General features: G+C 61.7%; 16 protein-coding genes, 3 tRNA genes and 1 pseudogene. 5 read left to right on the top strand and 15 right to left on the bottom strand.

The genetic code is table 11. The features are described 5' to 3' along the window. From CO656_RS30495 to CO656_RS16070, 8 genes and pseudogenes are all read right to left on the bottom strand, one after another. Nucleotides 1-77 (bottom strand): annotated as a pseudogene (locus tag CO656_RS30495) (elongation factor Tu); the annotation flags it as partial. 427 nt (nucleotides 78-504) lie between these two features. Then, on the bottom strand, nucleotides 505-1293 hold the full coding sequence (locus CO656_RS16040; RefSeq protein ID WP_097526393.1) for an SDR family oxidoreductase: 789 nt from the start codon (nucleotides 1291-1293) through the stop codon (nucleotides 505-507). Continuing rightward, nucleotides 1293-2567, bottom strand: a complete 1275-nt coding sequence (locus CO656_RS16045) for an L-fuconate dehydratase (protein WP_097526394.1) — start codon at nucleotides 2565-2567, stop codon at nucleotides 1293-1295. Before CO656_RS16045 ends, CO656_RS16040 begins: the two co-directional genes overlap by 1 nt. Beyond that, on the bottom strand, nucleotides 2564-3406 hold the full coding sequence (locus CO656_RS16050; protein ID WP_097526395.1) for an ureidoglycolate lyase: 843 nt from the start codon (nucleotides 3404-3406) through the stop codon (nucleotides 2564-2566). Before CO656_RS16050 ends, CO656_RS16045 begins: the two co-directional genes overlap by 4 nt. A gap of 55 nt (nucleotides 3407-3461) precedes the next feature. Then, nucleotides 3462-4406 (bottom strand): ABC transporter substrate-binding protein, encoded by a 945-nt coding sequence (locus tag CO656_RS16055; RefSeq protein WP_037414239.1) that lies wholly within the window; start codon nucleotides 4404-4406, stop codon nucleotides 3462-3464. Nucleotides 4407-4473: 67 nt separating this feature from the next. Next, nucleotides 4474-5451 carry an ABC transporter permease gene (locus tag CO656_RS16060; protein WP_095677934.1) on the bottom strand — a complete coding sequence of 326 codons (978 nt, stop codon included), beginning with the start codon at nucleotides 5449-5451 and terminating at the stop codon, nucleotides 4474-4476. After that, nucleotides 5444-6967, bottom strand: coding sequence for a sugar ABC transporter ATP-binding protein (locus CO656_RS16065; protein WP_097526396.1), 1524 nt, complete (start codon nucleotides 6965-6967; stop codon nucleotides 5444-5446). The genes CO656_RS16060 and CO656_RS16065 overlap by 8 nt, the downstream gene beginning before the upstream one ends. A 21-nt stretch (nucleotides 6968-6988) precedes the next feature. Next, the gene (locus CO656_RS16070) at nucleotides 6989-7726 is read right to left on the bottom strand and encodes an SDR family oxidoreductase (protein WP_097526397.1); all 738 of its coding nucleotides are present in this window, start codon (nucleotides 7724-7726) and stop codon (nucleotides 6989-6991) included. Nucleotides 7727-7851: 125 nt separating this feature from the next. Between CO656_RS16070 and CO656_RS16075 the strand changes: the two genes are divergently transcribed. After that, the gene (locus CO656_RS16075) at nucleotides 7852-8643 is read left to right on the top strand and encodes an IclR family transcriptional regulator (RefSeq protein WP_050988170.1); all 792 of its coding nucleotides are present in this window, start codon (nucleotides 7852-7854) and stop codon (nucleotides 8641-8643) included. 114 nt (nucleotides 8644-8757) lie between these two features. Here the strand turns inward: CO656_RS16075 and CO656_RS16080 are convergent. Together CO656_RS16080 and CO656_RS16085 are read right to left on the bottom strand one after the other, a co-directional pair. Continuing rightward, nucleotides 8758-8831, bottom strand: a tRNA-Gly gene (locus CO656_RS16080). Nucleotides 8832-8854: 23 nt separating this feature from the next. Next, a tRNA-Tyr gene (locus CO656_RS16085) sits at nucleotides 8855-8939 on the bottom strand. A 215-nt stretch (nucleotides 8940-9154) separates the two neighbouring features. Here CO656_RS16085 and CO656_RS16090 point away from each other — a divergent pair. Continuing rightward, nucleotides 9155-10030, top strand: coding sequence for an RNA methyltransferase (locus CO656_RS16090; RefSeq protein ID WP_097526398.1), 876 nt, complete (start codon nucleotides 9155-9157; stop codon nucleotides 10028-10030). Between the two features lie 15 nt (nucleotides 10031-10045). Here CO656_RS16090 and CO656_RS16095 read toward each other — a convergent pair whose 3' ends face one another. Together CO656_RS16095 and CO656_RS16100 are read right to left on the bottom strand one after the other, a co-directional pair. Next, nucleotides 10046-10321, bottom strand: coding sequence for a hypothetical protein (locus CO656_RS16095; RefSeq protein ID WP_097526549.1), 276 nt, complete (start codon nucleotides 10319-10321; stop codon nucleotides 10046-10048). A 165-nt stretch (nucleotides 10322-10486) separates the two neighbouring features. Then, nucleotides 10487-11107 (bottom strand): FMN-dependent NADH-azoreductase, encoded by a 621-nt coding sequence (locus CO656_RS16100; RefSeq protein ID WP_097526399.1) that lies wholly within the window; start codon nucleotides 11105-11107, stop codon nucleotides 10487-10489. 203 nt (nucleotides 11108-11310) lie between these two features. On the opposite strand from CO656_RS16100, the gene CO656_RS16105 reads away from it, so the two are divergent. Then, nucleotides 11311-12252 carry a LysR family transcriptional regulator gene (locus CO656_RS16105; RefSeq protein WP_037414227.1) on the top strand — a complete coding sequence of 314 codons (942 nt, stop codon included), beginning with the start codon at nucleotides 11311-11313 and terminating at the stop codon, nucleotides 12250-12252. 60 nt (nucleotides 12253-12312) lie between these two features. On the opposite strand, the gene CO656_RS16110 is transcribed toward CO656_RS16105, so the two are convergent. Next, a tRNA-Thr gene (locus CO656_RS16110) sits at nucleotides 12313-12388 on the bottom strand. Nucleotides 12389-12544: 156 nt separating this feature from the next. On the opposite strand from CO656_RS16110, the gene CO656_RS16115 reads away from it, so the two are divergent. Both CO656_RS16115 and CO656_RS16120 read left to right on the top strand, forming a co-directional pair. After that, nucleotides 12545-13315, top strand: coding sequence for an NAD kinase (locus CO656_RS16115; RefSeq protein ID WP_037414225.1), 771 nt, complete (start codon nucleotides 12545-12547; stop codon nucleotides 13313-13315). A 74-nt stretch (nucleotides 13316-13389) separates the two neighbouring features. Continuing rightward, complete coding sequence (locus tag CO656_RS16120) at nucleotides 13390-13872, top strand: hypothetical protein (RefSeq protein ID WP_037414223.1); 483 nt, start codon at nucleotides 13390-13392, stop codon at nucleotides 13870-13872. Between the two features lie 63 nt (nucleotides 13873-13935). On the opposite strand, the gene prfB is transcribed toward CO656_RS16120, so the two are convergent. Together prfB and CO656_RS16130 are read right to left on the bottom strand one after the other, a co-directional pair. Beyond that, a protein-coding gene (gene prfB / locus CO656_RS16125) for a peptide chain release factor 2 (RefSeq protein WP_097526400.1) occupies nucleotides 13936-15067 on the bottom strand; the annotation gives its coding sequence in 2 pieces (ribosomal slippage) (nucleotides 13936-14997 and nucleotides 14999-15067; 1131 coding nt in all). A 98-nt stretch (nucleotides 15068-15165) separates the two neighbouring features. Next, complete coding sequence (locus CO656_RS16130; RefSeq protein WP_097526401.1) at nucleotides 15166-17619, bottom strand: penicillin-binding protein 1A; 2454 nt, start codon at nucleotides 17617-17619, stop codon at nucleotides 15166-15168. Nucleotides 17620-17836 lie beyond the last annotated feature (217 nt).

Here is a 17836-nt window from a genome sequence, read left to right on the forward strand (position 1 = left end):
GTCTTGCCATGGTCAACGTGGCCAATCGTGCCGATGTTGACGTGCGGCTTGTTGCGCTCGAATTTGCTCTTTGCCATGGGTACGCTTCCTGTGGTCAAATACGATGGATCAGCCGGCGAGGCCGGTTTGTGCAGCCGTTTAAGGGTTTCGCGGCATTTGCGCAAGACTTAATTGCGTCCGCCCGGACGGCAAGGTCCCGGCCTCTTCTAAACATCGGAAAGAAGACGCGCCGCGCGAGACCGGATAAACTTCCCAAATCGAAAAAGCCCGAGCAATCAACGCTATGTGATGCTTTTCTCAAGTGGCACACTTACGTCCAATGCGACCAAGTTTCTGGCCCATGACGGTGACCGACATGTCGACCTCGCTCAGGTCGCGCAGCGCGCTCGGCAGAAGATCAGCTCTCGAAGGAGATATTGCGCCTGCAGGTGACTCGTCGTCCGCCGTCCCGGCGATTAATCGTGGAAATTGTGACACCTGCAACCCGCGTGGCCACAAGCCAGTTCACTGATCGGGAGCTTTTTCGAAAGTCCCGCCAATGGCGCGGTCAAGATGGGTGTAGCCGCCATCGGGGAACAGCCACTGCCCCGTCATATGGCTGGCGCGGCTCGACAACAGGAACGCACAAGTGTCGGCGATTTCGCGTGCCGTCGTCATGCGGTGGCCCAACGGAATGCGGCGTACGATTTGTTGGAGTGTTGCTTCGCCGTCAGGCAAGGTATCCAGCCAGCGCCTGTAGAGCGGTGTCATTACCTCCGCGACGACGATGGCATTTACGCGGACCTGGTCAGGCAGAAATTCGACAGCCCATTCGCGGGTAAGCCCGAGTTGGGCGGCTTTGGCGGCAACGTAGGCCGAGGTGCCGCCCTGACCGGTCAAGGCTGTCTTAGAACTGATGTTGACAATGGCGCCGTGCGTTGCCCGCAGATCGTCCCTGAGCGCGTGGACCATCGTATAGTAATGAACGAGATTTTGGTTCAGGCTTTCGCGAAAGGCAGCCGGGCCCCGGTCAATGCCGACCCCATCATTCGCGCCGGCATTGTTGACGAGGCCGCAGACAGTACCGTGTCGAGACCGCACGGTCTCGATCGCAGACCGGCAGGCATCATCATTGGAGAGTTCTGCCTGCACAAAATCTGCACCGGTCCGGCGAAGCCAATCCGGATCAGGCGACCGCCGGGCGACAATGACCGGCCGCGCGCCTTCCTCAGAAAGAACCTCCGTTATACCGGCACCGATACCCGAGCCGCCACCGGTTACCACGACGACCTTGCCTTGCAGATGGAGATCCATCATGCGCCTCTGAAACGGTAGTTTTCGAGACTCTCCGGCTTCATCTCGATCGAGAAACCGGGGGCCTGCGGCGGCATGTAGGCAGCGCCGCGGACGACACAGGGATTGATGAAGTGCTCGTGAAGATGATCGACAAACTCGATCACCCGTCCCTCCCGTGTTCCGGCGATGCAGAGGTAATCGATCATGGACATGTGCTGCACATACTCGCAAAGGCCGACGCCACCCGCATGGGGGCAAACCTTCAGGCCGTATTTGGCTGCCATCAGCATCACGGCCAGGACTTCGTTCAGCCCGCCTAGACGGCAACTGTCGATCTGCACCACATCGATAGCGCCCCGCATGATGAACTGCTTGAAGAGGATGCGGTTCTGGCACATCTCGCCGGTCGCAACCTGCACGGGGGAAACGCCCTCCCGTATCATGCGATGGCCCTCCACATCATCAGGGCTTGTCGGTTCTTCGATGAACCAAGGCTTAACGAAGGCAAGCTTCTTCACCCAGTCAATCGCCTGGTCGACTTCCCAGACCTGATTGGCGTCGATCATCAGATTGACGTCCGGCCCGACCTCGTCGCGCGCGATGGTAAGGCGGCGAATGTCGTCCTCGATATCGCGGCCGACCTTCATCTTGACGTGGCGGAAGCCCGCATCAACCGCCTCACGGCACAGGCGGCGCAGCTTGGCGTCGTCATAACCGAGCCAACCGGCTGAAGTCGTATAACAGGGATAGCCCTCCGCCTTCAGGATGGCGATGCGCTCTTGCTTTTCCCGAGCCTGCTCCGTCAGGAAGCTGAGCGCCCATTCCGGCGTAATGCAATCGGTGAGGTAACGGAAATCGATGCAGCGAACGAGCTCCTCAGGCGACATATCCGCAACCAGCCGCCAGACCGGCTTGCCCTCGATTTTCGCCCAAAGGTCCCAGGCCGCATTCACGACCGCGCCCGTTGCGAGATGGATGGCTCCCTTGTCGGGGCCAATCCAGCGAAGCTGGCTATCGGACGTTACATGCCGCCAAAAGCGCCCCATGTCCTGCGCGATCCAGTTCATGTCGAGGCCAACGACCAGCGGACGCAGTGCTTCGATGGCCGCCACGCAAATCTCGTTGCCGCGGCCGATAGTAAAGGTGAGACCGTGGCCTTCGTGCGGACCGTCCGTCTCCAGGACCACATACGCGGCAGAATAGTCTGGATCGGGGTTCATCGCGTCAGACCCATCCAGGTGCTGGCTTGTCGGGAAGCGCACGTCGACGGTGCGAAGACCAGTAATCTTCATGTCTTGATAACCTTCTGCGTTTGCTCGCCTAGTCCTTCGATGCCGAGCCGAATCGTCTCGCCGCCCTTCAGGAAGACAGGGGGAATCTGACCGAGCCCGACGCCGGGCGGCGTCCCGCTGGAAATCACGTCGCCGGGCTGCAGGGATAGGAAGCGTGTGAGATAGCTGATGATATGGGCCACGCCGAATATCATCGTCGCGGTCGAGCCGTTCTGGTAGCGATGGCCGTCGACCTCCAGCCACATTTTCAGATTGCCGACATCGGGGACTTCGTCCGGCGTCACCAGCCAGGGGCCGATCGGGCCGAACGTGTCGCAGCCCTTGCCCTTGTCCCAGGTGCCGCCGCGCTCGATCTGCCATTCGCGCTCGGATACGTCGTTGACGACGCAATAGCCGGCAACATGCGACAGCGCATCCGCCTCCTCGATATAGCGGCCACCCTTGCCGATAACGATGCCGAGTTCCACTTCCCAGTCGGTCTTGACCGAGCCGCGCGGGATTTCGACGTCGTCGTTCGGGCCGCAGATAGCGCTGGTCCATTTGTTGAAGACCACCGGCTCCTTGGGGATCTCGGCGCCGGTTTCGGCGGCGTGGTCGGCATAGTTGAGGCCGATGCAGATGAACTTGCCGACGCGGCCGACGCAGGGCCCGATTCGGGGATTCCCTTCGACCAGGGGCAAGCTGGAGACATCGAGTGCCGCTAGTCGGCTGAGGTTCTCCGGCAACAACACGTCGCCAGCAATGTCGGCTGCATACCCGGAGATATCACGGATACGACCATCGTGGTCGAGGAGACCGGGCTTTTCCCGCCCGACGGGGCCATAGCGAAGAAGTTTCATTTTGTCGTCTCGATAGAGGACCCGGAGAGTTTGGTCTCCGGGTCGGATGGTGTGATCAATCGTAGAGGACTGCGGAGATTTCCGGGTCGTCGATATTGGTCTTGTCATACCAGTAGAAGCCGGTATCGATGTTCTTCTCGACCTTCTCACCCTTGGAAGCAGCGACGGCGGCCTTGACCGTCTCGTAGCCGATACCCACCGGGTTCTGAGTGATCGCGCCTGCCATCAAGCCCTCGCGGATTGCATCCTTCTGCGCCTTGCCGGAATCGTAGCCGATGATCACGATCTTGGCGCCGGATTCCTTCACGCCGTTGACCACGCCGACCGCCGAGCCCTCGTTCGTGCCGAAGATGCCCTTGATATCGGGATTGGCTGTCAGGATCGCCTTGGTGATCTCCGTCGATTTCAAATGGTCGCCGCCGCCGTACTCGATCGCAACGATCTCGATGTTAGGATGCGCTTCCTTCATCCGGTTGACAAAGCCGTCGCGACGATCAACACCGGTGCGCGAGGTCTGGTCGTGGGCGACAACGGCGACTTTGCCGGCATCGCCGATCAGTTCGGCGAGCGTGTCGGCTGCGAGCGCCGCTGCGGCGACGTTGTTAGTCGATGCCGTCGCAACGGGGATATCGCTGTCAACGCCGGAATCGAAGGCGATGACCGGAATGTTGGCCTCCTTCGCCTGCTTCAGCAGCGGAATTGCCGCCTGGCTGTCGAGGGCGGCGAAGCCGATGGCCGCCGGCTTCTTGGCGAGGGCGGCTGCCAGCATGTCGATCTGCTTGTCAACCTGGCTTTCGTTGTCCGGCCCCTCGAACGTTACCTCGACGCCGAATTCAGCTCCCGCCTGGTCGGCGCCAGCCTTAACGGCCTGCCAGAACTGGTGTTGGAAGCCCTTAGAAATAAGCGGCACGTAGAGCTTGTCCTGTGCGCTTGCCCCTGTCGCTGCACCGAGCAGCGAAATTGCTGCAACTGCACTCAGTAGAGTCCGTCTCGTGAACATGTTTCCTCCTTGTGTTCACTACTGCATGAAATTTTCGACCGTGGGAAATCAGCGGCCTCGTTGCCGGCTATTTCCGCTCGCGCCGGCGCATCTGGTCTGCATAAACGGCGACGATGATGATCACGCCGGTCACGACCGTCTGCCATTCCGGCGCGACCGACAGGACGCGCAAGCCGTTGGTGAGCACCGACATGATCAGTGCGCCGATCAGCGTGCCCACGATCGTGCCGCGCCCGCCCGACAGGCTGGTGCCGCCGATCACCACCGCCGCAATGGCTTCCAGCTCGTAGCCGAGGCCGAGCGCCGGCTGGGCGGAATTCAGGCGGCTGGCAATGAGAAGGCCGGCAATGCCGCAGACGGCGCCCGAGAGCGTGTAGATCGCGATCTTCCAGAAATCGGTGTTGACGCCGGACAGCCGCACCGCCTCTTCGTTCGAACCGAGCGCGAAAGTGTAGCGGCCGAGCACGGTGCGCCCCAGCATCCAGGCGGCGGCACCGGCCACGATGAAAAGCATTAAGACACCGTTCGGCACCGGGAAGGCCGGGATCACCTCGCCGATCAGCGAGCCCTGCGCGATGGTGGTGAAGCCGGGCGTATCGTTGAAATAGATCGGCTTGGTGCCGGTAACGATCAGCGACAGGCCCTTCAACACCAGCATCATGCCGAGCGTGGCGATGAAGGGCGGAATGCGCATACGCGCCACCAGGCTGCCGGACACCAGCCCGCAGGCCGCCCCCGTGCCGACCGCCGCCAGCACGCCGAGCGGCAGCGGCAGGCCGCCCCAGGTCAGCACTACGCCGGTCATGACGGCGCAGAAGGTCATTAGCGTACCGATCGACAGGTCGATGCCGCCGGTAATGATGATCAGCGTCACACCGACCGCCAGCACGCCATTGACGGAGGTCGCCTGCAGGATGGCCATGATGTTGGACACCTGGAAGAAATTCGGGCTCGCCAAGGAGAAGCCGATGACCAGAACGATCAGGCTGGCAAAGGCCAGGAGTTTCTGTTGGGCGCTGCCGCGCCCGCTTGCCTTTTCACCCATGATTAGAGCGTCCCCTCATGCTGCGGTCTTGCCGTTGTGTTGCCAATTCCATGATCTTCTCCTGCTCCGCACCGCCCGGCAGGATGCCTGTCAAGCGTCCCTCACACATGACGGCGATACGATGGGAAAGGCGCAGCACTTCCGGCAGCTCGCTGGAAATAACGATGATCGCCTTGCCGGCGCTGGCCAGCTCGTTGAGAAGACGATAGATTTCGGCCTTGGCGCCGACGTCGATGCCGCGGGTCGGCTCGTCGAAGATCAGCACATCGCAATCCCGCAACAACCATTTGGCGATGACTACCTTCTGCTGGTTGCCACCCGACAAGAGCCGCACCTCCTGCCGGTCGCCCGGCGTACGGATGTTCAGCTTGGCGATGTACTCCGCGGCGATGGACCCAAGCGCCGGCTCGTCGATCCGGCCGATGGCGTCGGCATAACGCGGCAGGCTCGCCATGGCGATGTTGGCGCGTACATCCATGCCGAGCGCGAGACCGAAATGCTTGCGATCTTCCGAGAGATAGCCGATGCCGGCGCGCACCGCGCCGGCGGGACTGGTGATCCGAACCGGCTTACCCTGCACGAAAATCTCGCCCGCTTCGATCGGCTCGGCGCCAAAAATGGCTCGGGCAAGCTCGGTTCGCCCGGCGCCCATCAGCCCGGCAAAGCCGAGGATCTCGCCCTTCTTCAGGTCAAAGCTGATATCCTTCAGCTCCTTGCCGCGCCGGATGCCGCGCACCTCCAGCGCCGTTTCTGCGGCGGAGAGATCGGGGATGACGACCGTCTCGTCCTTCAGTTCGCGCCCGACCATCATCGAGATGATCTTGGAGATCGGCGTTTCCTCAGCCTGGACCGTGCCGACACGGGCACCGTCGCGCATCACGGTCACACGGTCGGAGATGCGTTTGATCTCGTCCATCTTGTGACTGATGTAGATGATGCCGACGCCCTCGTCCTTGAGGCGGCGGATGATGGTGAATAGTTCGCTGATCTCCGCATCGTTGAGCGCGGCCGTCGGCTCGTCCATAATCAAAACGCGCGACCGGTAGCTCAGCGCCTTTGCGATCTCTACCATCTGCTGGCGGGCGATGGTGAGGCCGGCGACCGGCGTGCGCGGATCCATGCGGATGTTCATGCCGGCGAAGATGGCGGCGGTATCCGCATTCAGCTTCGCCTCGTCAAGCCGTCCCAAGGAAAGGCGCGGCTCCCGGCCGATCCAGATGTTCTGGGCGACGGTGAGGTCGTGCATCAACGCCAGTTCCTGATGAATGATGCCGATGCCGAGATCCTGTGCCGCCTTGGGAGTTCGAATGGACACTTCCTGGGCGTCCACGAGCACGCGACCGCTGTCTGGTTGATAGATACCGGACAGCACCTTCATCAATGTCGACTTACCCGCGCCGTTCTCGCCCATCAGCGCGTGGACCTCGGCGGGCCGAAGTTCGAAATCGACGGATTTTAACGCGTGTACGCCCGGGAAACTCTTGTCGATCCCCTCCATCCGCACCAGCTCGCTCATGACGCCGCTCCTCCCGCGCGCTTAGATGGTCACGCCGCCGTCCACCAGCATGGCCTGTCCTGAAACGAACCGGCTTTCATCGGACAGCAGGAAAACAACCAAGGGGACGACGTCATCGACCGTCGCCAGGCGGCCCATGGGCTGGCGCGCGATAAAGTCTTTCTCGGCCTGCTCCGGATCGGCAGCTGAAGCGATACGTCCGCGCAGCGAGGGCGTGTCGACCGTGCCCGGGCAGATGGCATTGCAACGAATGCCTTGCTTGACGAAATCCGCGGCAATCGCCTTGGTCAGACCGATGACCGCCGCCTTGCTGGCACCATAGGCTGTCCGATTGGCAAAACCCTTTATCGAGGAAGCCATCGAGGCCATATTCAGGATCGAAGCGGTTCCGTTGTTGGCCGCCCGATCGAGCATCCCGGGCAGGCAAGCACGCGTAAGACGCATCATCGCCGTGACGTTCAGATCGAAGGCAAAGGCCCAGTCATCGTCGGCGATATCGAGAAGCGTTCCGTTGTGCACGACCCCGGCGCAATTGAAGAGGCCATCGACAGGACCTACTTGCGCCGCAACGGCTTCGACAGCCTGCCGGTCAGTGACGTCCAGCAGCAATGTCTCGACCCCGTCCAGCCCTTCGAGTGCCGCCCCGTTGATATCGGTTGCAATCACCCGCGCGCCTTCGTCACGGCATGCGAGAACACTTGCCCTGCCTATGCCCTGACCGCCTGCCGTGACGAGAATGGTCTTGTCCTTCAGACGCATAATTCCCCCCCGTGCGCCAAAGTTCGTATATAAAATAATGTTTCACATACGAACGGCTTTGACAAGTCGATGCCGATATTCTTTTTTTGTAGAGATCGCTATGAGTCCGGGTCTGGAGGGCGTGAATGGCAACGAAACCGCAAAAACCCGTATTGGCGGAAGGATTGGATCAGGACGAGAAATACCGCGCACCCGCGCTCGACAAGGGCTTGGATATCCTCGAGATATTGGCCAATCAAAGCGGTGGCATGACCCGGACCGAGATCGTGCGGGAAATGGGACTGAGCCCATCGCAGATTTTTCGCATGCTTGAGCGTCTGGTCGCGAGGGGGTACGTAGCCCGGTCGGAGGGTGGCGACCGCTACTCCCTGTCCATGAAGATGTTCCTTCTAGCCAATCGATACCCTCCATATCGACGACTGGTCGCCAGTGCGCAGCCTTTGATGGACGACTTTGCGCGCCAAACGGACCAATCCTGCCATCTCGTGATCCCGGAGTTCGGAACCGGTCTCATCGTCGCTCAGGCAAGCCCCACGTCTCATTGGGAGTTTCGCGCCAGGGTTGGCAGTCAGCTCGAACTTTTTACGACGGGTTCGGGCATAACGTTGATTGCATTCCAAGCCCCCGAACGCTTGGACGAAACACTCAAACAGTGGGGGGTGGCTTCGCCTAAGCCGTTGCAGGGGGCAACGGGCGATGAAATCGACGCGGTCCGTCGACAGGGTTACCGCATTGGCGCTTCCGGCCAACTTGTTGGCGTAACTGATATAAGCGCTCCGATCCTCGGCCCACATGGGGATGCAACATCGGTCGTCACATGTGCATTCATCGAGCACGTTGACGACAAACGAGCACAGAAGCTTGATGAAGCATTGTCACGGTTGCTTACCCTGACAGAAGCCCTAAGCCTGCACTGAGAGCCAACCAACTTGTAGCTCACTTCATTGGCTCGCCGAAGATGAATTTATCGTCGGCTCAGCGGCAGTTCGTTACGCGGAGGCTAGTCACTGCTTCTGAGGCGGCAAAGAGGCTGGAGCGGGTAGCGGGAATCGAACCCGCGTATTCAGCTTGGAAGGCTGCTGCTCTACCATTGAGCTATACCCGCGGGCCTTCGATCCTGAAGCAGAATGGTGGAGGGAGTTGGATTTGAACCAACGTAGGCTGAGCCAACGGATTTACAGTCCGTCCCCTTTAACCACTCGGGCATCCCTCCATTATTCTGTCGGGATCAATCGACCAAGCTTTTGAGATCGTGGAAGAAGCGGCGCCGTTTCGTGCCGCCTTTCGATCTGCGCCGGGTATATGGCCGCCCGCATTCCTCCTGTCAACAGAGCGAAACGGAAAATTTCAGAAATTCTCCACAGACACCGGCGGCCGCACTATCCGAAACCATTTCCAAGACCGAACGAACCTCACTATAAGGCGCGCATGAGCAAGGACAAGAGCGGCGACAAGAGCGCCAAGGACAGCCACTACGCCACTCTGCGGCGCGCGCATCGCGACGCCCGCCGCGAGCGCGGCGAGATTCCGACACCCCGCCCGGACAAGCGCCGGAAGATGCCGGCCGACTGGAAGCCGCCGGCGCTGGCGCCAGAGCAGGTGCTTCTCTATGGGCTGCACACGGTCCGCGCCGCCCTCGACAATCCGGAGCGCACGGTCATCCGCCTCAGCGTGACGCAGAATGCGGCGGCGAGGCTGGAACTCGGCGAGCCTTCGTCACTCCCCTTCCCAGTCGAAATCGTAACGCCGCAGGATCTCGATCGGGTCCTCGGGCCGGATGCCATCCACCAGGGCGTCATGCTGGAGACGCGGCCGCTGCCGCACCGCAAGCTCGAGGCGCTCAGCGAATGTTCGTTGATCCTCCTGCTCGACCAGGTGACCGATCCGCACAATGTCGGCGCCATCATGCGCTCGGCGGTGGCGTTCGAAGCCGGCGCGCTGATCACCACCATGCGCCATAGCCCGACCGAATCAGGCGTGCTCGCAAAATCGGCCTCCGGGGCGCTGGAACTCATTCCCTATATCCAGATAACCAATCTCGCCGATACGATTGAAGAACTGCACAATCTGGGCTTCCAGACGATCGGTCTTGATTCGGAGGGTCCGCAACCGCTGGAGGATACCTTCTCTGGCGAGAAGATCGCCCTGGTGGTTGGATCGGAAGGCAAGGGGCTGCGGCAGAAGACGCGGCAGACCGTTGCGGCGCTGGCCCGACTCGATATGCCCGGCGCCATCAAGTCGCTCAATGTCTCGAACGCCGCGGCGATCGCGATGTATGCAGCAAGGCAGCACCTCAAGGCTTGAGACGGCCGATGCCGGTCAAAGCACCGGCACGGCGCTTAAGGTCATGTGCGTCGTCGGACAGCCGTCACGCACCTTCTTCCAGGTCGTGACGTTGAGGTTCATTTCGCAGCGCGCCATGTAGGAGATGCCGCCGACCCGGATGCATGTCATCTGGCCGAGTTCGTATTTCGTCCCGTCGCGATTGCGACAGGTACAGCGCCGGTCCGGCGGCGACGCAGCCGCACTCTCGGCGACCATGGCGGCAGCCGCCAGCGACAGGGCCAGAACCTGCAGAACGACCAGGCTTCTCATCTCGCTAGAATACCGCAAATCCGGCCCGATCAGAAACGAAGAATGCCGGCCGCTTGCGCGACCGGCATTCTTCCGCAACAGACCGGCACTTTTGGTGAGCGGGATGCGGGCGGAAAACCACGAACAGTTTTCCTCATCTCACTCCGGCGCCGGCCGAATTCAATCTTAGCTCGCCAGGCGCAGAACGTTGCCTTCCGCGATGGTCTTTTCAGCTTCGGCAATGGCGAACTGCTTCTGGTCGGCACCGAGGTTCAGGCCCTCGGCGCGGACGAACTCAACGTCGGTGATGCCGAAGAAGCCGAAAACGGTCCGCAGATAGCTTTCCTGGTGATCCATCGCCGAAGCCGGGCCGGCAGAATAGTGTCCGCCGCGCGTGGAGGCGACAATCACCTTCTTGCCCTTGGCGAGACCCTCCGGGCCCGCCTCGGTGTAACGGAATGTCTTGCCAGCGACGGCCAGGCGGTCGATCCAGGCCTTCAGCTGGCTCGGGATCGAGAAGTTGTACATCGGCGCACCGACGACGATCGTGTCAGCGGCAAGGAATTCGTCGAGCATCTGGCGGCCAGTCCGAATATCGGAGGCGAGCGCCGGATCGACTTCACCGAGGTCGGCAGGCGCCATGATCTGTGCGCCGGTCAGATGCTGGAGGCGCTCGGAGACGAGATCGCGATAGGTGACTTTCGCGTCGGGCCGGTCTGCCTTGATCTGAGAGACGATCGCCGCCGTCAGACGACGGGAAACCGAATGTTCTCCGAGAATGCCGGAGTCGATATGAAGGACGTTCATGGGAGGCACCTTTGTTTTTAGTTGCGGTGCACAACATATGATTTGAAAACAATCGCTGGATAAGACGGCGAATAATTGACATTCCGTTTCCTGAGGGAAACAATCGGAGCGTTCCGGCGCGGGAAAATCAGACTCCGTCGGAACGATTACATTGGATTCCCAGAGCGGATGCGCGCGCGACGCCCGCTCTGGTGGAGGCTAGCATGCAGGACCTGAACGATATCGCCCTCTTCGCCGCCGTCGTGAAGAACAACGGCTTCAGCGCCGCCGCGCGTTATTTGAACATTCCCAAATCCAAGCTCAGCAAGCATGTGGCGCGGCTGGAAGATCAACTGGGCGTGCGGCTTCTCGAGCGCTCGACGCGCAAGCTGCGCGTGACGGAAATCGGCCGCGTTTTCTATGAACACGCCCAGGGGCTGCTCGACGGCGTAGCGGCCGCGGAAGCCGAGGTCGCCGCCGTGCGCGGCGAGCCGACGGGCGTTGTGCGGCTTGGCTGCCCCCTCGGCTTCGCACCGATGCTGGCCGACATTCTGCCGGGCTTCCATCGGCGCTACCCGGGCGTCCGACTGCTCATCACCGCCACGAATCGACGTCTCGATCTCATCGAGGAGCGTTTCGACGTGGCGCTTCGCGCGCGCGACCAGCTCGATACGGACAGCCACCTGATCGTGCGCAAGTTCGGCGAGGTCCGCTCGCGGCTGGCCGCCAGCCCGACGCTTCTTGCGCGAATCGGAGAAGTCACCACCACCAATCTTGCCGAAATGCCGACGCTTTCCATGAACGAGCAACACGCAAGCGACGTGTGGCGCCTCTATCACGCGAACGGCGGATCGATCGAGATCGCCCACCGACCGGTGATCGGCTGCAGCGATTTCGTCATCCTCGAACGCGCCGCGATCGAAGGAATGGGGATCGCGCTTTTGCCGGACCACATCTGCGAGCGCGCCTTCCGAACCGGCGTTCTCGTCCCCGTCCTGCCTGAGTGGGGCTCCGGCAACGTCGTGGTCCATCTCGTCTTTCCGTCCCGCCAGGGCGTGCTGCCGGCGACGCGCGCGCTGATCGACTATCTGGCAGAGAACCTGATCAAGGCGATGCAGCGTTGCCGCGAGATCGACCCGAGACCGGCGCAGTCCTTCGATATTTGAGGAAATTGTGAGTCGCCGATCAGTGTGGGGAGGTGTGGTAGCTTCGAAAAGCTTCAAAAATGGTGCCCCCAGAGAGACTCGAACTCCCGACCTACTGATTACAAATCAGCCGCTCTACCAACTGAGCTATAAGGGCACTTTTCGATCACGGGAGTTACCATATTCCTTTCTTGTGTAAAGCAAAAATGCGGCTCCCCTCAAAATTTCGGGTGCACTCGCCGCATGGTCGTGCCAGAAAAACAGGCATGGCGTCGATCGCCGCGCCGGGCGCAACGACAAACGGACTGAATGCATGACCCAGTTCAGCACACTCGCCTTCATCGCCTCGACGGCCGAAGAAGCGCAGAAGGCGGCAAAGGAACTCAAGGAGATTTACGGCGACCACGACCCGGAGGAGGCGGACGTGATCGTCGCGCTCGGCGGCGATGGTTTCATGCTGCACACGCTGCACAAGACGATGAATACCGGCAAGCGCGTCTACGGCATGAATCGCGGCTCGGTCGGCTTCCTGATGAACCGCTACAGCACCGATGATCTGCGCGAACGCATCGCCAGCGCCGTCGACAACGCCTTCCACCCCTTGGAAATGCGGACCCTCGACGCCAACGGCAACGAATTCACCGCGCTGGCGATCAACGAGGTCTATCTCTTCCGCCAGTCCTATCAGGCGGCAAAGCTCAAGGTCCTCGTCGACGGCAAGGTGCGGCTCGATGAACTGACCTGCGACGGGCTGCTGCTCGCAACACCGGCGGGATCGACTGCGTATAACCTGTCCGCCCACGGGCCGATCCTGCCGCTCGAGGCCCCGCTTCTCGCCTTGACCCCGGTCAGTCCCTTCCGGCCGCGGCGCTGGCGCGGCGCGCTGCTTCCCAACCGCGTTACCGTCCAGATCGAGATTCTCGAGGCCGAGAAGCGGCCGGTCAACGCCGTCGCGGATCACCAGGAGGTCAAGTCGGTCGTTCGGGTCACGATCGCCGAATCGGAGAAGCTGACGGCCCGCATCCTGTCCGATCCGGATCATTCCTGGTCCGACCGCATCCTGGCCGAGCAGTTCTCCAATTGAATCACAAGCGGAACGTCATGGTATTCTGCGGTCAGCGGTTATTGTTCCGCGCCGCGCACGAAGGAATCTTGAGGATGCGCAACCCCCTTGTGATCGCGCTTTGCTTCCTGTTGTCCGCGGGCGCTCTGCGGGCGCAGGACGGCGGCATCCTCCCCTCGAACGTCACTTTCGTCACAAGCACCGGCTATTGGGAGGATGGAGCCGGCGTAGCGCCGGCCGGCGATCCAGAAGGCGTTGCGCAACGGGCCGCGCAGCGTGGCTACTACAAGCTGATTGCCGTGCGGCAGAGTGACGGCACCGCGCGCATCCATCTCCAGCAGATCGCCTCGACGCCGGCCGGCCCGGAAGTCGTCTCGTCCGCCGAGCTCGAGGAGTTCACGGCGATGAAGTCCTTTGTCACCGACATTCGACCCGAGACCTCGACGGGCATCACGCGGCAGCCGGGAATGTTCGCGACCGTCTATCTGAAGACCGACCCTTCCGCCACCGAACCGGAATCGTGGACGGTGCTGATAGACGAAGTCGGGGACATCAAGATCGAGCGCGCGACCAACTGACGCCGACAAAAGAATACGGCCGGGGAGCACCCGGCCGTTTGTCGCAGTTCCTGTTCTGCGCGTTCAGCCCAAATCCTCGACGACCGCATCCGCACCGCCGCTGACGCGGTGGGCAAGTGCGGCCTCCATAAACTCGTTGAGCTCGCCGTCGAGCACGTCGCCGGGGCTCGTGCTTTCGACGCCCGTCCGCAGGTCCTTCACCAGCTGATAGGGCTGCAGGACATAGGAGCGGATCTGGTGACCCCAGCCGATATCGGTCTTTGAAGCGGCTTCGGCATTGGCCGCTTCCTCGCGCTTCTTGAGCTCGGCTTCATAGAGCCGGGCGCGCAGCATGTCCCAGGCCTTGGCGCGGTTCTTGTGCTGCGAACGCTCCTGTTGGCACTGCACGACGATGCCGCTCGGCATATGCGTGATGCGCACGGCCGAGTCGGTCGTGTTGACGTGCTGGCCGCCGGCGCCCGACGAACGGTAGGTGTCGATGCGGCAATCGCTTTCGTGGATGTCGATCTGGATCGAATCGTCGACGACCGGATAGACCCAGATGGACGAAAACGAGGTGTGACGGCGCGCATTGCTGTCATAGGGCGAGATGCGGACGAGCCGATGGACACCCGATTCGGTCTTCAGCCAGCCATAGGCGTTGTGGCCCTTGACGAGGAGCGTCGCCGACTTGATGCCGGCCTCTTCGCCGTCCTGGATTTCCAAGAGTTCCACCTTGTAACCTTGCCGCTCGGCCCAGCGCGAATACATGCGCAGCAGCATGTTGGCCCAGTCCTGACTTTCGGTGCCGCCGGCGCCCGAATGGACTTCGAGATAGGTGTCGTTCTGGTCCGCCTCGCCCGAAAGCATGGCCTCGACCTGCTTCTTCGCAGTCTCGTTGCGCAGCTGACGGAGTGCGTCCTCGGCCTCGCTGACGATGGCCGAATCGCCCTCCTCTTCGCCGAGTTCGATCAGCTCGATATTGTCGCTCAGCTGCTGCTCGAAACGGCGCAGGCCGGTAATGCTGTCGTCGAGCTGCTGGCGCTCGCGCATCAGCTTCTGCGCCTCGGCGGCATCGTTCCAGAGCGACGGATCTTCCGCCTTGTTGTTCAACCAGTCCAGTCGTCTTATCGCCTGCTCCCAGTCAAAGATGCCTCCTCAGCAGGCTTATGGCCTGCTTGATTTCGTCGACGATGTTCTCGATTTCGCTGCGCATGGTCCCGCTTCTTGGTGTGGCTTCGAAAAATGTGAGGGTCAAATAGCGACGCCCGCCGCCGATGTAAAGGCGACGGGCATCCGGATCGAGGGCAAGGCTCAGAAGAGGCCGTTGGAGCCGGAGGTCACGGCCTGGTTGGCCTGCGGGGAGTTCTTCAGGATCTCCTCCGGCGGCGCATATTCGTCGAGGTCGCCGATGACCGAGAAGGTTTCGGCCGGACCGGTGCCCGGCTTGAAGGCTTCGATGATCGTGTCCGGCTCGCCTTCGACCGCCGCCATGCCGGTCTTGCGGTTGACCGGGATGAGGTTCATGCCCTCCGGAACCACGAACTTGCCCGGCTGCGTCCCCTTGACCGCCTCCTGCATGAAGGCGTTGAAGATCGGTGCCGACAGACTGCCGCCCGTCGCGCCGCGACCCAGCGGCGCCGGATCGTCGAAGCCCAGATAGAGGCCGGCGACGAGGTCGGGCGTATAGCCGACGAACCAGGCATCCTTCTCGTCGTTGGTCGTGCCGGTCTTGCCGGCGACCGGACGGTCCAGCTTGATCTTGCCCGCCGCCGTACCCCGGGTGATGACGCCCTCCATCATCGAAGTGATCTGGTAGGACGTCATCGGATCGAGCACCTGCAGGCGGTTGTCGGTCAACACGGGCTCTTCCTGCTCGGTCCAATTGTCGGCGTTGCAGTTGTCGCAGGTGCGGTCCTCGTGACGGAAGATCGTCTTGCCGTAGCGGTCCTGGATGCGGTCGATCAGCGACGGCTTGATCTGCTTGCCGCCATTGGCGATGACCGCATAGGCCGACACCATGCGCAGCACGGTCGTCTCGCCGGAGCCGAGCGACATGGAAAGCAGCGGCGGCATCTTGTCGTAGATGCCGAAGCGCTCGGCATATTCGGCGACGAGGTTCATGCCCATGTCGTTGGCAAGCCGCACCGTCATGAGGTTGCGCGACTTTTCGATGCCGAGGCGCAGCGTCGATGGACCGGCAGAGCCGCCGCCGTAGTTTTCCGGGCGCCAGACCTGGCCGCCGGCGACGATTTCGATCGGCGCATCGAGAATGACCGAGGCGGGCGTGTAGCCGCTGTCGAGAGCTGCCGCATAGACGAAGGGCTTGAAGGAGGAACCGGGCTGGCGCATCGCCTGGGTGGCGCGGTTGAACTCCGACTGGCCATAGGAGAAGCCGCCGACCATCGCCAGAACGCGGCCGGTATGCGGATCCATCGCGACCAGCCCGCCCTGCACCTTGGGCGGCTGGCGAAGGCGATACTCGCCTTTTTGCTCGAGCGGCTCGACATAGACGACATCGCCTGGACCGACGACGCCCTCCGGGGACTTTGCCGCCTTGCGCTGGCCGCCTGCGGCGCGGTAGGCCCATTGCATGTTCTCTGCGGAAATGTGCCCGGTGACCCGTTCGGCGACGATCTTCCCCGAGGCTTCCTTGTCCGGCTGGATGCCGATCTCGGCCCCTTCGCTGTCGACGGCGAGCACGACGGCGAGTTTCCATTCCGGCATGTCGTTCAATGTCGGGATCTTGCTCAGAGGCTCCCCCCAGTCGCCGCCGATCTCGATCGTCTTGACCGGCCCGTGAAAGCCGCGGCGCTCGTCATAGCCCAAGAGCCCGTCCTGCAGCGCCTTGCGCGCGATGATCTGCAGATGCGGATCGAGCGACGTGCGAACCGACAGCCCGCCCTCGTAAAGAGCATTGTCGCCATATTTCTGAATGATCTGCCGGCGCACCTCTTCGGCGAAGTAGTCCGAAGCGAAAAGATGGGCACCGCCACGGCGCGGCGTCACGCCGAGCTCCTGCTTCTTCGCCTCCTCGCCGTCTGCCTTGGTCACATAGCCGTTCTCGACCATGCGATCGATCACCCAGTTGCGGCGCTCGATCGCCGCCTCGGTCTTGCGGAACGGGTGATAGTTGGCCGGTCCCTTCGGCAGCGCAGCAAGATAGGCGGCCTCGGCGACGGTCAGTTCCGTGACCGACTTGTCGAAATAGGTGAGCGACGCGCCGGCGACGCCGTAGGAATTCAGGCCGAAGAAGATCTCGTTCAGATAAAGTTCGAGAATGCGATCCTTGGTGTAGGCCTGCTCGATGCGGAAGGAGAGGATCGCCTCCTTGATCTTGCGGTCGATCGTCTGGTCGGCGGTCAGCAGGAAGTTCTTCGCCACCTGCTGAGTGATCGTCGAGGCTCCGACCGGGCGGCGGCCCGAGCCGAAGTTCTGGATGTTGACGGCAATGGCGCGCGCCAAGCCGGTGATGTCCACGCCCGGATGCTTGTAGAAGTTCTTGTCCTCGGCGGAGATGAAGGCTGCCTTGACGCGATCCGGTATCGCCTGGATCGGCAGATAGAGGCGGCGCTCGCGCGCATATTCGGCAATCAGCGCACCGTTTCCGGCGTGAAAGCGGGTCGTGACCGGCGGCGCGTACTTGGCGAGCACCTCATAGTCGGGCAGATCCTTGGTGATCGCGCCGAGATAGATCGCGACGGCTGCGGCGACCCCGAGCAGCAAAAACGCACCAATGCCGAAAAAATATCCTATCAGTCTGATCATCAGCCAGATACCGGTACCTTATTGTCCCATCGCCGGGTCGCCATTCGAAGGACCCACTGTCGCAAGCCAAGCGGCCGCGCCAACCGCTTTCGTCGGAAATCGGCCGGCACGACAGCTACACGCTTCGCGGGTTCCCTCATATGGCGAGGAAACTCAAGCTTCAACATCGTTTCCCAACAAATTGGGATGCCCTTCCCCCAAAGGCCGGGATTGTGAG

The organism is Sinorhizobium sp. FG01 (assembly GCF_002531875.1).
In the GTDB taxonomy this organism is placed as follows: Bacteria; Pseudomonadota; Alphaproteobacteria; order Rhizobiales; family Rhizobiaceae; genus Sinorhizobium; species Sinorhizobium fredii_C.

Bases quoted from the DNA above. Each gene is read 5' to 3' on its own strand.
- CO656_RS16060 (WP_095677934.1), bottom strand. From the start codon at position 5,451: ATGGGTGAAAAGGCAAGCGGGCGCGGCAGCGCCCAACAGAAACTCCTG.
- CO656_RS16105 (WP_037414227.1), top strand. From the start codon at position 11,311: ATGCAGGACCTGAACGATATCGCCCTCTTCGCCGCCGTCGTGAAGAAC.
- CO656_RS16090 (WP_097526398.1), top strand. From the start codon at position 9,155: ATGAGCAAGGACAAGAGCGGCGACAAGAGCGCCAAGGACAGCCACTAC.
- CO656_RS16055 (WP_037414239.1), bottom strand. From the start codon at position 4,406: ATGTTCACGAGACGGACTCTACTGAGTGCAGTTGCAGCAATTTCGCTG.
- CO656_RS16070 (WP_097526397.1), bottom strand. From the start codon at position 7,726: ATGCGTCTGAAGGACAAGACCATTCTCGTCACGGCAGGCGGTCAGGGC.
- CO656_RS16130 (WP_097526401.1), bottom strand. From the start codon at position 17,619: ATGATCAGACTGATAGGATATTTTTTCGGCATTGGTGCGTTTTTGCTG.
- CO656_RS16075 (WP_050988170.1), top strand. From the start codon at position 7,852: ATGGCAACGAAACCGCAAAAACCCGTATTGGCGGAAGGATTGGATCAG.
- CO656_RS16050 (WP_097526395.1), bottom strand. From the start codon at position 3,406: ATGAAACTTCTTCGCTATGGCCCCGTCGGGCGGGAAAAGCCCGGTCTC.
- CO656_RS16045 (WP_097526394.1), bottom strand. From the start codon at position 2,567: ATGAAGATTACTGGTCTTCGCACCGTCGACGTGCGCTTCCCGACAAGC.
- CO656_RS16100 (WP_097526399.1), bottom strand. From the start codon at position 11,107: ATGAACGTCCTTCATATCGACTCCGGCATTCTCGGAGAACATTCGGTT.
- CO656_RS16095 (WP_097526549.1), bottom strand. From the start codon at position 10,321: ATGAGAAGCCTGGTCGTTCTGCAGGTTCTGGCCCTGTCGCTGGCGGCT.
- CO656_RS16115 (WP_037414225.1), top strand. From the start codon at position 12,545: ATGACCCAGTTCAGCACACTCGCCTTCATCGCCTCGACGGCCGAAGAA.
- CO656_RS16065 (WP_097526396.1), bottom strand. From the start codon at position 6,967: ATGAGCGAGCTGGTGCGGATGGAGGGGATCGACAAGAGTTTCCCGGGC.
- CO656_RS16120 (WP_037414223.1), top strand. From the start codon at position 13,390: ATGCGCAACCCCCTTGTGATCGCGCTTTGCTTCCTGTTGTCCGCGGGC.
- CO656_RS16040 (WP_097526393.1), bottom strand. From the start codon at position 1,293: ATGGATCTCCATCTGCAAGGCAAGGTCGTCGTGGTAACCGGTGGCGGC.